The sequence below is a fragment of the Micromonospora sp. ALFpr18c genome (genome assembly GCF_008868155.1).
Classification (GTDB): domain Bacteria; phylum Actinomycetota; class Actinomycetes; order Mycobacteriales; family Micromonosporaceae; genus Micromonospora.
Map to the genome: position 1 here is coordinate 1 of NZ_WBKR01000176.1, position 13,488 is coordinate 13,488.

Annotated in this window: 11 protein-coding genes and 1 riboswitch; of the genes, 7 read left to right on the plus strand and 4 right to left on the minus strand. The window is 72.7% G+C overall.

The features are described 5' to 3' along the window. The 3 genes from F8271_RS24745 to F8271_RS24755 form a co-directional block, all read right to left on the minus strand. Positions 1-1,510 (minus strand): ATP-binding protein (locus tag F8271_RS24745; protein ID WP_370461963.1); only part of this gene is annotated, 1,510 nt, incomplete at its 3' end. Beyond that, the gene (gene cobN, locus F8271_RS24750; RefSeq protein WP_151492226.1) at positions 1,507-5,175 is read right to left on the minus strand and encodes a cobaltochelatase subunit CobN; all 3,669 of its coding nucleotides are present in this window, start codon (positions 5,173-5,175) and stop codon (positions 1,507-1,509) included. The genes cobN and F8271_RS24745, both read right to left, overlap by 4 nt. Positions 5,176-5,463: 288 nt before the next feature. Further along, a riboswitch (cobalamin riboswitch) is annotated at positions 5,464-5,593 on the minus strand. A 348-nt stretch (positions 5,594-5,941) separates the two neighbouring features. After that, a complete protein-coding gene (locus F8271_RS24755) occupies positions 5,942-6,217 on the minus strand; it encodes a hypothetical protein (RefSeq protein WP_151492227.1) in 276 nt (91 codons plus the stop codon). A gap of 153 nt (positions 6,218-6,370) precedes the next feature. Here F8271_RS24755 and F8271_RS24760 point away from each other — a divergent pair, with 153 nt between their 5' ends. Together F8271_RS24760 and F8271_RS24765 are read left to right on the plus strand one after the other, a co-directional pair. Next, positions 6,371-7,255 (plus strand): DUF5919 domain-containing protein, encoded by an 885-nt coding sequence (locus tag F8271_RS24760; protein WP_225854731.1) that lies wholly within the window; start codon positions 6,371-6,373, stop codon positions 7,253-7,255. Continuing rightward, a complete protein-coding gene (locus tag F8271_RS24765) occupies positions 7,252-8,058 on the plus strand; it encodes an inositol monophosphatase family protein (protein WP_151492228.1) in 807 nt (268 codons plus the stop codon). Before F8271_RS24760 ends, F8271_RS24765 begins: the two co-directional genes overlap by 4 nt. A 22-nt stretch (positions 8,059-8,080) precedes the next feature. Here F8271_RS24765 and F8271_RS24770 read toward each other — a convergent pair whose 3' ends face one another. After that, positions 8,081-8,416, minus strand: a complete 336-nt coding sequence (locus F8271_RS24770) for a hypothetical protein (RefSeq protein ID WP_151492235.1) — start codon at positions 8,414-8,416, stop codon at positions 8,081-8,083. 120 nt (positions 8,417-8,536) lie between these two features. Here F8271_RS24770 and F8271_RS24775 point away from each other — a divergent pair, with 120 nt between their 5' ends. From F8271_RS24775 to F8271_RS24795, 5 genes are all read left to right on the plus strand, one after another. Next, the gene (locus F8271_RS24775; RefSeq protein ID WP_151492229.1) at positions 8,537-9,118 is read left to right on the plus strand and encodes an RNA polymerase sigma factor; all 582 of its coding nucleotides are present in this window, start codon (positions 8,537-8,539) and stop codon (positions 9,116-9,118) included. Next, a complete protein-coding gene (locus F8271_RS24780) occupies positions 9,111-9,818 on the plus strand; it encodes a hypothetical protein (protein WP_151492230.1) in 708 nt (235 codons plus the stop codon). Before F8271_RS24775 ends, F8271_RS24780 begins: the two co-directional genes overlap by 8 nt. An 85-nt stretch (positions 9,819-9,903) precedes the next feature. After that, entirely contained in the window at positions 9,904-10,458 is a 555-nt protein-coding gene (locus F8271_RS24785) for a hypothetical protein (RefSeq protein WP_225854732.1), read from the plus strand. A 222-nt stretch (positions 10,459-10,680) separates the two neighbouring features. Beyond that, entirely contained in the window at positions 10,681-12,822 is a 2,142-nt protein-coding gene (gene helR / locus F8271_RS24790) for an RNA polymerase recycling motor ATPase HelR (protein ID WP_225854734.1), read from the plus strand. A 19-nt stretch (positions 12,823-12,841) separates the two neighbouring features. Beyond that, positions 12,842-13,486, plus strand: a complete 645-nt coding sequence (locus F8271_RS24795; RefSeq protein ID WP_151492233.1) for a hypothetical protein — start codon at positions 12,842-12,844, stop codon at positions 13,484-13,486. Positions 13,487-13,488 lie beyond the last annotated feature (2 nt).

The window sequence follows — 13,488 nt, forward strand, 5'->3', positions numbered from 1 at the left end:
GGGGTACGGCCACCGGCTGGGACTCCCCGCCCCGGGTCGGGTCGTCGTCACCGACCGCCGGTTTCCGGCCACGGGCGTGCCGCCCGGCGCCATGCCGGTCGTCCGCCGAGCCCTGCGGCCAACCGTCGTCGCCGACCCTGTCGCCCGTCGGGCGCCGCGGCCAACCGCCGGTGCCGTCCGGGCTGTCGGCGCGCCCGTCCGGGCCGGTGCCGGGGCGGTCCGCCGAGTGCCCGCCCGACTCGGGCTCACCCTGGTCGCCGCCGCCGCTACCGTCCTGGGGTCCGCCGCCAGCCGGGCCGCCGCCATTCCGGCCACCGGCACCGGCCGGGCCGCCGCCAGCCGGGCCACCACCATCGGGGCCACCACCAGCCGGGCCACCACCATCGGGGCCACCACCGCCGGGGCCGCCGTCGTCGTCCGGGTCGTCGGGGTGGGCGTCCTGGGCCCGCTGCAACGCCTCGTCGAGGCGCTTCTCATCCAGCCCCGGCGTGTCGAACGGATCGCGGCGGCGGCGATGCGGCAGGGCCAGCCGGGCGGCGACCCGGACGTCGTCGATGGTGACCCGGTCCCGGCCGAGCCAGGCGGCGTGGGCCAGGGCGGCACGGGCCGTGACGATGTCGGCGCGCATCCCGTCCACGTCGAACGCCGCGCACACCTCGGCAATCTGGCGCAGCGCCGCGTCGGGCAGGCGTACCCCGGGGAGCCGGCGCCGGGCGGCGGCCACCTGACGGGCGATGTCGGCGTCGGCGTCGGCCCACCGGGCGGCGAAACCGGGCGGGTCGGCGTCGGCGGCGAGTCGCCGGCGGACCACCTCGACCCGGACCGCCGGGTCACGGCTCGCGGCGACCTCGACGGTGAGCCCGAACCGGTCGAGCAGTTGCGGGCGCAGCTCCCCCTCCTCCGGGTTCATGGTGCCGACCAGCAGGAACCGGGCGGCGTGGCTGACCGAGACGCCTTCGCGCTCGACGTGGCTGCGGCCCATCGCCGCCGCGTCCAGCAGCAGGTCGACGAGGTGGTCGTGCAGCAGGTTGACCTCGTCGACGTAGAGCACGCCCCGGTGGGCGGCGGCGAGCAGGCCCGGTTCGAAGGCGCGTACCCCCTCGCCGATGGCCCGCTCCAGATCCAGTGATCCGACCACCCGGTCCTCGGCGGCGCCCACCGGCAGCTCGACGAGGCGGGCCGGGCGGGTCTCGGCGGCGACGTCGGCCGGGTGGGGGCCGTCCGGGCAGGCCGGGTCGGGCTCCGCCGGGTCACAGCCGAAACGGCAGCCCGCCACCCGGCGCACCGGCGGCAGCAGAGCGGCGAGGGCCCGTACGGCGGTCGACTTCGCGGTGCCCTTCTCGCCCCGGACCAGCACCCCGCCGATCGCCGGGGAGACGGCGTTGAGCAGCAGCGCCAGGCGCATGTCGTCCATGCCGAGCACGGCACTGAACGGGTAGGTCACGGTCACTGGGCCTTCTTTCGTTCGCGACTGCGGGGCTCGCACAACCGGCTCACTCCTCGCGCTCACACCCGGTCCTCCAGGTCACCCTCGCTGGCCAGGTACGTGTCGCGGAGCCGGTCGAGGGTGACCGGCTCGGGTTTGGCCCACAGCCCCCGGTCGGCGGCCTCCAGCAGCCGTTCGGTGATGCCGCGCAGCGCCCACGGGTTGGAGCGCTCCAGGAATTCGCGGGTGGTGTCGTCGAAGAGGTACGCGGCGGCCAGGTTCTCGTACATCCAGTCGTCGACGACGCCGGCGGTGGCGTCGTAGCCGAACAGGTAGTCCACGGTGGCGGCCAGCTCGAACGCGCCCTTGTAGCCGTGCCGGCGCATCGCGGCGATCCACTTCGGGTTGACGACCCGGGCCCGGAACACCCGCCGGGTCTCCTCGCCCAGCGTGCGGGTCCGCACGTCGTGCGGCATCGCCGAGTCACCCACGTACGCCTGCGGGGCGCTGCCGGTGAGGTGACGGACCATCGCCACCATCCCGCCGTGGTACTGGAAGTAGTCATCGGAGTCGACGATGTCGTGCTCGCGGGTGTCCTGGTTCTTCACGGCCACCGCGATCCGGGCGAACGAGCGTTCCATGTCGGCGCGCGCCTCCCGCCCGTCCAGGCCCCGGCCGTACGCGTAGCCACCCCACACGGCGTACACCTCGGCGAGGTCGGCGTCGTCGCGCCAGGTGCGGGCGTCGATCAGCGGCAACAACCCGGCGCCGTACGCCCCGGGTTTGGAGCCGAAGATCCGCGCGGTGGCCCGCCGCTCGTCGCCGTGCTCGGCGAGGTCGGCGGTGACGTGGGCGCGCAGGTAGTTGTCCGCGTCCGGCTCGTCGAGGGCGGCGACCCGCCGGACGGCGTCGTCGAGCAGGGTCACGACGTGCGGGAACGCGTCGCGGAAGAACCCGGAGATGCGGACGGTGACGTCGACGCGGGGCCGGCCCAGCTCGGCGGTCGGCACCACCTCGATGCCGGTGACCCGCCGCGACCGGTCGTCCCAGACGGGCCGGCAGCCCAGCAGCGCGAGCACCTCGGCGATGTCGTCGCCCTGCGTCCGCATGGCGCTGGTGCCCCACACGGTCAACCCCACCGAGCGGGGGTACGCGCCGGTGTCGGCGAGGTGCCGGGCCAGCAGCGAGTCCGCGAGGGCCACCCCGACGTCCCAGGCGTTGCGGCTGGGGATGGCCTTCGGGTCGACGGAGTAGAAGTTGCGGCCGGTGGGCAGCACGTTGACCAGGCCCCGGGTGGGCGAGCCGGACGGGCCGGGCGGCACGAACCGGCCGTCGAGCGCGCCGAGGGTGTTGGTCAGCTCGTCGGTGGTGCGCTCCAGCCGGGGCACCAGCTCGGTGGCGGCGAAGCGCAGCACCGCGGCGGCGTCCGGGATCGGCTGGCCGGTCACCTCCGCGACGACCGCGTCGGCCGCGTCCACGGCCCAGCTTAGGGTTTCCATGCCGACGACCAGTCGCCGCGCGAGAGCCTCGATCAGGTCGATGGCGTCGGCGGCGGTGCCGGCCGGGCCGTCCACCGCGTCGGTCAGCGCCGCGGGCAGGGCGATCCGCTGCCCGGGCGTCGCGAGCAGCTCCTGCTCGTCGAGGCCGTACGCGGCGGCGAGGGCCTGCCGCAGGCCGGGCAGGGCGCGGGCGCCTCCCCAGATCTGCGGCGCCCGCAGCACGGCGAGGACGAGGTTGACGCGGGGTTCACCGGTCGGCGCGGCGGCGAGGATGTGCAGCCCGTCGCGGATCTGCACGTCCTTGACCTCGCAGAGGTACCCGTCGAGGTGCAGCACGAAGTCGTCGAAGTCGTCGGCGTCGGGCATCGCCTCGGCGTGCAGGTCGTGGTGCAGTTCGGCGGCGCGGACGAGGTCCCAGATCTGCGCCCGCACGGTGGGCAGCTTGGCCGGGTCGAGGGCCTGCACGGTGGCGTACTCGTCGAGCAGTTGTTCCAGTTTGGCCAGCTCGCCGTAGGTCTCGGCACGGGCCATCGGCGGCACCAGGTGGTCGATGACCACGGCGTGCGCGCGCCGCTTGGCCTGGGTGCCCTCGCCGGGGTCGTTGACGATGAACGGGTAGACCAGCGGCAGGTCACCGAGGACCGCGTCGGGCGCGCAGCCGGCGGCCAGGCCGAGGCCCTTGCCGGGCAGCCACTCCAGGGTGCCGTGCTTGCCGAGGTGCACCACGGCGTCCGCGCCGAAGCCGCCGTCGGCGACCGGCGCGGCCAGCCAGTGGTACGCGGCCAGGTAGTGGTGACTCGGCGGCAGGTCCGGGTCGTGGTAGATGGCGATCGGGTTCTCCCCGAAGCCGCGGGGCGGCTGGATGAGCAGCACCACGTTGCCGAAGCGCAGCCCGGCGAGCACGATGTCGTCGCCGTCGGTGTACAGCTCGCCGGGCGGCTCACCCCAGTGTTCCCGCATCCGTTCGCGCAGCTCGGCGGGGACCTGGTCGAACCACCGCCGGTACGTCCGCCCCGGTATCCGGGCCTCGGCGGCGGCCAACTGCTCCGGGGTGAGCCATTCCACGTCGTGCCCCCCGGCGGCGATCAGCGCGTGGATCAGCGCGTCACCGTCGTCGGGTACCGGGGCGTCGCCCAGGTGGTAGCCGGCGTCGGCCAGCGCGGCGAGCAACCGGACCGCCGAGACGGGGGTGTCCAGCCCGACGGCGTTGCCGACCCGGGAGTGCTTGGTGGGGTACGAGCTGAGCACGACGGCGATCCGCTTGTCGGCGTTGGGCACGTAGCGCAGCCGGGCGTGGCGCACCGCGATGCCGGCGACCCGCGCGGCCCGCTCGGGGTCGGCGGCGTAGACCGAGAGCCCGTCGGCGTCGATCCGCTTGAACGAGAACGGCACGGTGACGATCCGGCCGTCGAACTCGGGGATGGCCACCTGCATCGCGGCGTCCAACGGGGACAGTCCGGCGTCGCTGCCGGCCCATTGTTCGCGGGTGCTGGTGAGACAGAGCGCCTGGATGACCGGCACGTCCAGGGCGGCGAGGGCGCCGACGTCCCAGGCGTCCTCGGCACCGCCGCCGGAGGCGTCCGCGGCGACCGCGCCCCCGGCGGCGAGGACGGTGACCAGCAGCGCGTCGCAGCGTGCGAACAGTCCGAGCGGTCCGGCGCCGGCGGTCAGCCCGCGCAGCGAGCCGCAGAAGATGGGCAGCGGACTGCCACCGGCGTCGCGTACCGCGTCGGCGAGCACGTCGACGAATCCGGTGTTGCCGGCGAGCGCGTGCGCCCGGTAGAAGACGATCCCCACGGTGGGCCGGTCCGGGTCGGCGCGATGATCGCCGTGCACCCCGTACGCCGGTGTGGGCGCGGGTGGGGCGAAACCCTCGCCGGTGAGCAGCACGGTGTCGGAGAGGAACCGGGCCAGCTGGGCGAGGTTGTCCGGCCCGCCCTCGACGAGGTACGCGAGCGCCTGGGTGGCGACCCCGGACGGCACGGTGGAGAGGGCCGTCAGCTCCGCGTCGGGCACCGACTCACCGCCGAGCACGACCGTGGGGCGTCCGCCGGCGAGCACCGCGGCGAGGCCGTCGGGCCACGCCTGCCGGCCTCCGAGCAGGCGTACGACGGCGAGGTCGACCCCGTCGAGCAGGACGGGCACCTCGTCGGCGGCGACCCGGGCCGGGTTGGCCAGGCGGTAGTCGACGCCGCTGGCGCGGGCGGCCAGCAGGTCGGTGTCGGCGGTGGAGAGCAGCAGGATGCGCACGGCAGGCTCCGGACAGTAACGTCGGCACGCTCGCGGGGAAGCGCCTGGCGACGTGGGATGGGCGCGGGGTTCAGCGGGTACCGCGATCCGGCCGGCTCACCGGCGTGCGGCCGGCGGCGACGGGTGGCGCGGCGCGGAACTCAGCGGTGAACGGCGGGAGAGCGCCCGGGTATGGGTGCGGCAGAGCGGCCGTCGCTCAGGTCACGACGATGGTCGTCGGTGACGGAGACGCCGTGCGTCATCGGGTCCTCCTCGGGTGTCCACGCCCTGGGGTACATCCGACGGCCGAAGTATCCTGGCTTCCGGATCGACGCTCTCCCCCGGCCTTCCAACCGCAGACACACGGCCGTGACTCACGAGGGGGGATCACTCCCCGGTGACAGTGGCGGGACCGCGTCGGATTCGCACCGACTTCCTTCACTGCCGTCAGGCCGCGAATGCTGCCACACCGCCGCGCCGCCGGTCAACGCGCACGCCTGCATCGGACGGCGGCGCTCGCCACAGTGAACTGCGAAGATGTCGGCGGGGGGCCTCTCGTCGCAGTCGCGGGCTGCCGAGCCGGTTCGTCGACGGCGGAGGGATCCCACGGCTGGGCAGTGTGTGCGCGGCCCCCTTTGGAGCTGATGTCGTAGACGATTCAGCTCCAAAGGAGGTCATGGACGCCCCATCACCGGGTGTGGCCTTCCGGTTCGGCCCGGCTCCCGGTCCGCATTCGTTGCGGGCGGGCCGGCGGGCGCCAAAGAACGAACACATGATCAGCCCGGGGTCACTCACGCTGAGAGCGACGCGGCCGGCGAGTCAACGACAGCCAGCCAAGGAAGCGCGCGTGCATCACGGCAAGGTCGGGGCGACCGCCGAGACCGTACAAGTCGTGGATGGCCTCGTTCATGCAGGACGTCAGGTAAAGGGCCAGCGCCAGCGAGTGGCCGTAGAACTCGGCGACGAGATCGAGTTGCGCGCGGGAACATGGCCACGCGGCGGCACAGTTGCGGCACAACCAGGCGGGGCGCATGGGCAGGTGGGGGCGGGACCGCAGGCTCACACCACGACCCTGCTCACCGCAACCCCAGCGATCCATCACAGAGGGTGATTACTCAACGGATAACTCTCATCCGCCCTCCGGATGGCATCCCGGCATGCCATCTGACTACTGGATAAGCTGGCCCTCGGCCCTTGAGCAGGAAGGGAGCCTGCCGTGAGCGTCCGCACAACTACCGCGCTTACCACTGACGACCTGCTGTGGGACACCACCGATATGCTCGATGCCTTGGCCGCTCGCGACCTCGCTCAGGTATTCCGCCTCGTCCAGCGAGCCACCCGCGCCAGCCAAACCACCCTCGGTGTCGCCACCGGCCTCAGCCAGGCTCAGGTCAGCGAGATCACCAGCGGTGCCCGCCGGGTCAGCAGCATCGATGTCCTCACCCGCATCTGCACCGGCCTGTCCATGCCACGCCACGCACGCATGGCGCTCCTCCTAGGCGAACGCGAGCCGGCCCCGGACCTCGCCGGCCAGCAGGCCGGCAAGGCAATGCGGGACCGATGCGCTGATGTCACCGCCATCTATTCCAGCCGATCGGATTTCATGGCGGAGGCGCCTCCGCAAGCCCTCTTCGACCATGCGACGGACATCCGAGCGTCCGGCCTTTCACTCAACCTCATCTGTCAGCAGTACGGCGACAACCGCCTCCTGAAACTTCTCGCCGCGGGCACCCGCCTCCGATGCCTGTTCCTTGACCCGGCCGGCGAGGCGATCAGGCGGCAGGAGCGTGAGGACGACTATCCAGACGGACACCTCAGGGCGCTCACCGAACTCAACATCCAGAACCTGGCCCGCCGCATTCGCGACCGGCTCCCCGCGAATGCCCGAGACAACCTCGCCATCGGCGTCTACGACGAGTCCATTCGCGCCAACGTCCCTCTGATCGATGGTCGACTCTGCGTTGTCCAGCACTACCTACCGCAGATGCGAGGTGTCGACTGCCCGACCATGGTCATCGAGCGCAGCGCCGGCCCCTCCGGTCTTTACCCGATATTCGACGATATGTTCAGCTCGCTATGGGAGCGCAGCCGCCAGCTATGACCGACTACGCCCGCCTCCTCCCCCTCGCACAGGAGGCCGTTGACCTGGCACACGACCTGATGCGGACGCTTCAGCCCGGTGCGCTGACCTTCAAGGGTGACCGCGACATGGCCTCGGACGTGGATTACGCCATCGAGCGAGCGGTCCGCGAGCACCTGGCCGCCAAGGCGCCTGACATCGGATTCCTCGGCGAGGAGTACGGCACCAGCGGCGACACCAGCGCACTGACCTGGGCACTCGATCCGGTCGACGGCACCGTCAACTTCATCCACGGCTCGCCCCTGTGCGCGATCTCCCTCGGCCTCATCCACCGCACACGCGCCGTCCTTGGTGTCATCGACCTCCCGTTCCTCGGCACCCGCTACCACGCCGTCCAGGGGTACGGAGCCTATGCCGACAACCGACGCATCCGCGCCAGCCAGGTCACCGATCTCCGGGACGCCGTCGTCGCCATTGGCGACTATGCAGTCGGTGCCGAGGCCAGGCGGAAGAACACCGAGCGACTTGCCATCACCGAGCAGCTCGCCCGACACGTCCAACGGATACGCATGCACGGGTCAGCCGCGATCGACCTCGCCTGGTTGGCTCACGGCCGGATCGACGCGTTCGTCATGCTCAACAACAATCCCTGGGACACCATCGCGGGCGTCGTCATCGCCAAAGAGGCTGGCGCGCTGGTGGTCGACATCGACGGCACGCCCCACGACGTGAACGCTGCCGCCACAATCGGTGGCAGCGAGCTGATCCTTCCGCCCGTCCTCACGCTCATCCGGCGATCACTCACACAGGTGAACCCCGCTTGAGCCCGCTCACGGCCTGACCGTCTCAGTAAGCGCGGCGCTCCGGGTGTGCCCGGTTCCACACCCGCATCCGCTCCGGGTAGCCGGTGCGCGCCGCCTCGTACAGCGGCACCGCGTGCTTGCGGGCGATGGCGCCCGCCGCCCGTGGCGTGCCGGTGCGGCGGCGGATCCACTCACCGTCGTGGGCGATCGCCACCACGGTCGTGTCGGTGGCGGTGGTCTCCGGCTCCAGGTAGAACTCCACCCCGCGCCGGCTGGCGACGAACGCCTCCAGCGCCGCGAGGTCGTCGCGGGTCGCCTCCCGGTCCAGCTTGGTCGGGGTCGTCTCGGCACCCCGCGACCGCCGGTTGAACCAGCCCATGGCCCACCCCTCTCCTCGACGCTCCCACCAGTGCAGCACCGAATCCTGGTAATCCGCTGCATGCCGGATGGGAGCAACCTGATTCGCGTCGGGTGGAACCCGCGACGCCCGTGCGGTGTCATGAGGGTGATCGGAGCGGAGGTTTCCCTGGACGACCATGTGCTCGTCACCCGCGCTCGGGCAGGTGACCTGGAGGCGTACGACCGCCTGGTCGCCCGGCACACCGCGTCCGCGTACCGGACGGCGGTGCTGCTCGGCGCGGGCCCGGACTCCGAGGACGTCATCCAGGAGGCGTTCGTGAAGGCGTACCGCAAGCTCTCCCGCTATCGCGGTGAGTCGTCCTTCCGCTCCTGGCTGCTGGCGATCGTCGCCAACGAGACGCGCAACCTGCACCGCTCGCGCAGCCGGCGGGACGGGCTGGTGCTGCGGGCCGCGGCGGCCGGTCCAGCGTCGGAGGCCGCCGAGGACGGGGCGGTCGGCGCGGTTCTCGCCGGGGAGCGCCGCAGCGCGCTGGTACACGCGTTGCGCCAGTTGCCGGTACGCGACCGCGAGGTGATCGTCTGTCGGTTCTTCCTCGACCTCAGCGAGGAGGAGACCGCGGAGACGTTGGGTTGGCCCCGGGGCACGGTGAAGTCGCGGACGTCGCGGGCGTTGGCGAAGCTGCGCGGCCTGCTCGACCGCGAGGAGGTCCGGCATGGGTGACCTCGAGCGGGAACTGCGTGACCTCTCCACCTGGCTGGACACGCCCGCCGCGCCCGACGTGACCGTCCGCGTCCGCGCACGGCTCGCCGCACCGCGCCGACGCCGGTGGCGAATGTACGCGGCCGCGGCTCTCGCCGCCCTGCTGGTGGCGGCGCTGCCGCCGGCCCGGGCCGCCGTCGCCGACGCCGTCGGCGGGCTGCTGCGCTTCGCGGGTGTCAGCATCGCCCCGTCGTCGGGGCGGCCCGCCGGCACTCCGTCGCCGCTGCCGTCGCAGCGCACGGCCGCCATCGCCGAGGCGCAGCGGGGGGTGCGCTTTCCGATCCGCGTACCGGCACGGCTGGGGCCGCCCGAGCAGGTGCTCGTGGCGGACCCCGACCCCACGGGCGGCCACCGCGTGGCGACGCTGCTCTACCGCGGGGGCACGCTGCGCATCGACGCCTTCGACGGCCGCCTCAACCTGGCCTTCCACAAGGAGACCAGTCGACCCGACGCGGAGTGGGTCCAGGTCGACGGCGACTTCGCGGTCTGGGTCGGCAGCCCACACGTGCTGTCCTACGTGGACCGTTCCGGCCGCGTCCACCGGGAGACCGCCCGGCTGGCCGCCTCGACCCTGATCTGGCAGGACGGCGACGTGAGCTACCGGCTCGAGGGTGATCTCGGCAGGCTCGAGGCGATCGAGATCGCCGAGTCGATGACCTAGGAACCCGGCGGCTCCGAGCGGTGTCGTGATGATGCGACACACAACTCGCTTCATCGACGCATCGGAGGGTGACATGGGTGCCTGGGTGAGATTCACGCTGGGGTCGGTGCTCCTGCTGGCGGCCTGTACGACCAGCGACCGGCCGAGCACGGGAGCGGCGCCGACCACGCCAGCGGCGCCAGCCACGGGGAGCGCCGGCACGGCCCCGGTGGCCGCCGGCACGCCCTCGGTGGCCGCGGCGACCGGCTGCCGCTCGCGGGTCGAGACGGGCACGCTGCCCGACTGGGCGCAGACCGGCTTCCACGGGGACGCCCGGGCGCCGCACGTGCTCGGTGCGCAGGGCCACATCGTCGCGGTGCTGTTCGGAAACCCGCTGGCGCAGGTCAGGCGGGACGGATCGAACAACAAGATCCTCTGGGTGTCCCGGCCGGCCACGGCATCGGCCGACCCGACGTCGCCGGCCACCCTGGTGATCACCGCGACGCTGGACGGCACCGGCACCCGGGTGACCCGGGAGGTCGACGGCGGGCCGGGCCCGTCGATCATCGACATGCCGAGCGCCGGATGCTGGCACCTCGACCTGCGCTGGGGCGGGCGCAGCGACAGCATGGACCTGGTCTACGCCGAACGGAAGCCCTGACGATCGGTGCGGGGTGCGTCGCCGGCGAGTGGGTGATCAAGGGAGAGCGGATGACCTAGGGAGAAGAAGCACTCAATCCCTGCCACTCTTAACATATACCGCACCGGGGGACTTGTGGCAAGACCCGGGTCGTACCGCAGAATTGCCGACCGGACCGCGTTTCCGCAGCTCGGAGACGCGCGCTGACCCGCACCCAGATCGGAGCGACCCGACGTGGACCCGCTGATCCTCAGCGTCTTTGATCTCCCCGACCAACTTCGCGCCAAGGCAGACCCGGCGCTGATCGCCCGCGACGAGCAGCACTTCGCGACCATGGCGGCGAGCCTCGAGCAGACGTACACCGATCTGTCCGGCCGCCTCGACGCCGAACGCCGGGCGCCCGGCGGCGCCGGCCGGCAGGCGGTGGAACGTGACCGGGAGGTCCGCCGGCTGAGCGCCCACCTGCGCGCGCTGCGCCGCTACGGCCTGGACCTCTGCCTCGGTCGCATGGTCAGCACGGACAGCCCGGAGCCCGTGTACATCGGACGGCGCGGCCTCACCGACGGCGCCGGACGCCGCCTGCTGCTCGACTGGCGCTCCCCCGCCGCCGAGCCGTTCTTTGGCGCCACCCACGCCAACCCGATGGGCCTGACGAGCCGCCGCCGGTACCGCTGGACCCTCGGCCGGATCACCGACTACTGGGACGAGGTGTTCACCGCCGACGGGTTCGCGGGGCACGCCGCGCTCGACGACCAGTCCGCCTTCATCGCCAGCCTGGGCGGCAGCCGGTCGAGCCGGATGCGCGACGTGCTCGGCACCATCCAGGCCGACCAGGACGCCATCATCCGGGCGGGCTCCCGCGGCGCGCTCGTCGTCGACGGCGGCCCCGGCACGGGCAAGACCGTCGTCGCCCTGCACCGCACCGCGTACCTGCTCTACTCCGACCCTCGGCTCGGCCAACGTCAGGGTGGTGTGCTGTTCGTCGGCCCGCACCAGCCCTACCTGGCGTACGTCGCCGACGTCCTGCCCAGCCTCGGCGAGGAGGAGGTGCAGATCTGCACACTGCGCGACCTCGTCGCCGAGGGCGCCACGGCGACGGTGGAGAGCGACCCGGACGTGGCCTGGCTGAAGTCGTCCGCGCGGATGGTGACGGCGATCGAGGCGGCCGTGCGGTTCTACGAGGAGCCACCCGGCACGGGGATGACGGTGGCGACCGACTGGGCCGAGATCCGGTTGAGCGCCGACGACTGGGTCGAGGCGTTCGCGGCGCCGGACCCGGGCACCCCGCACAACGAGGCACGCCACCAGGTCTGGGAGGAATTGCTGACGATCCTGCTGGACAGGTACGACGGCGACGAACCAGAGCACGTGCTGCGCGCGGCGCTGCTGCGCAACGAGGACCTGCGGACGGCGTTCCACCGCGCCTGGCCGCTGCTCGAAGCGGCCGACCTGGTCGGTGACCTCTGGTCGGTCCCCGCCTACCTGCGCCGGTGCGCCCCCTGGCTCAGCCCCGACGAGGTCCGTACCCTCCAACGCGACGACGCGCAGGCCTGGACGGTGTCCGACCTGCCCCTGCTGGACGCGGCCCGGCAGCGTCTCGGCGACCCGGCGGCCGCGGAACGCCGGCGTCGGCACGCGGCCTCCTTCGCCGCCGAACGCGCGCGGATGTCCACCGTCGTCGACGACCTGATCGAGGCCGACGTCTACGACGACGGTGAGGGTCTGCTGACGATGCTGCGCCACCAGGACCTGCGTGACGCCCTGGTCGACCAGAGCGCGCTGCCCAGCGTCGACCCGGACCTGCTCGCCGGCCCGTTCGCGCACATCGTCGTGGACGAGGCGCAGGAGCTCACCGACGCCGAGTGGCAGATGGTGCTGCTGCGCTGCCCGTCACGGAGCCTCACCATCGTCGGGGATCGCGCCCAGGCCCGGCACGGGTTCACCGAGTCGTGGCAGGAACGGCTCCGGCGGATCGGGCTCGACCGGATCGACCTGGCCTCGCTGACCGTCAACTACCGGACGCCGAAGGAGGTCATGGCCGAGGCCGAGCCGGTCATCCGCACCGTGCTCCCGGACGCCAACGTGCCGAGGTCCATCCGCGACGGTGATCCCGTCGTCCACGGATCTGTCGCTGACCTGGGGTCCATCCTCGACACCTGGCTCGCCGCGCACGACGAGGGGATCGCGTGCGTGATCGGCGACGCCACGGTCCCGGCGACGCCCCGCGTCCGGTCGCTGGCCCCGGAGCTGTCCAAGGGCCTGGAGTTCGACCTGGTCGTCCTCGTCGAACCGGAGGCGTTCGGCGACGGCATCGAGGGGGCGGTGGACCGTTATGTCGCGATGACCCGGGCAACCCAGCAACTGGTCGTCCTCACCCGGTCCTGAGCGGCTCTAGGCTGATCGCGTGCCCCACGACGGGCGGGAGGCGGCGGCCCGCGACAACGCCGAGTGGTGCGCCGTGGTGTGCGCCAGCCACGGGTTGACCGGCCGGAGCGACGCCGACGCCTGGTCGGTCCCCCGCCGCTCGCCACCCTGGTACCCCGACGCGGTCACCCTGCGCCCCGGCGTCGACCCGGATGCCCTGCTGGCCCGGATCGAGAAAGGTCCCGGCGCGTCGGTGAAGGACAGCTTCGCCGACCTCGACCTGTCCGGCCACGGCTTCGTGGTGCTCTTCGACGCGCAGTGGATCCACCGCCCGCCGACGCACGGGCCGCCCGGCACGCCGCTGACCCGGGTCACCACTCCCGAGCGGCTGGCCGCCTGGGCGGGCGCGCACGGCGGCGGGGAGCTGTTCCGACCGGAACTGCTGACCAGCCCCGGGGTACGCATCCTGGCCCGCGAGGACGAGCGCGGGGGAATCGTCGGCGGCGCGGTGGTCAGCGGCGAGGGCGTGCACGGAGTCTCCAACGTGTTCACCCGCACCGCGGATCCCCTCGACGTGTGGCAGGGCGTGCTCGCCACCCTGCCCGGAGTCCCCCTGGTCGGCTACGAATCCGGCCCGGACCTCCCCGTCGCCCTCCAAGCCGGATTCACCCCCCAAGCCCCCTGAGA

Coding starts and splice junctions, on each gene's coding strand:
- F8271_RS24770 (WP_151492235.1), bottom strand. CDS start 8,416: ATGGGCTGGTTCAACCGGCGGTCGCGGGGTGCCGAGACGACCCCGACC.
- F8271_RS24780 (WP_151492230.1), top strand. CDS start 9,111: ATGGGTGACCTCGAGCGGGAACTGCGTGACCTCTCCACCTGGCTGGAC.
- F8271_RS24765 (WP_151492228.1), top strand. CDS start 7,252: ATGACCGACTACGCCCGCCTCCTCCCCCTCGCACAGGAGGCCGTTGAC.
- F8271_RS24775 (WP_151492229.1), top strand. CDS start 8,537: ATGAGGGTGATCGGAGCGGAGGTTTCCCTGGACGACCATGTGCTCGTC.